General features: G+C 72.2%; 1 protein-coding gene. It reads right to left on the bottom strand.

All coding sequences use genetic code 11. The annotated features are described in order from the left end of the window. The coding region (locus AX737_RS23955; protein WP_156453926.1) for a hypothetical protein at nucleotides 1–197 on the bottom strand (197 nt) is incomplete at its 3' end. Nucleotides 198–216: the final 19 nt, after the last annotated feature.

Here is a 216-nt window from a genome sequence, read left to right as displayed (position 1 = left end):
GAGCCCTTCATCTGCCGCGACACGCCCCCGTAGGGCAGGTGGAACAAGAGATCGACGATGCGGGCGGGCTGCTCCGGCGTGCCGAGCAGCCGCTCGATCATCGGCGCCATCTTGGGGCCCACACCGGGCAGGCCGCGGGCCGGGGCGAAGAGCGGGTCGAGCAGGCTCGGGCGCAGATCGGGCGTGTCGTCGGTCATCGAGCGGGAAGGGTAGGGC

The sequence above is a fragment of the Methylobacterium sp. CCH5-D2 genome (assembly GCF_001556475.1).
Classification (GTDB): domain Bacteria; phylum Pseudomonadota; class Alphaproteobacteria; order Rhizobiales; family Beijerinckiaceae; genus Methylobacterium; species Methylobacterium hispanicum.
This window is presented reverse-complemented; position numbering and strand designations above follow the sequence as displayed.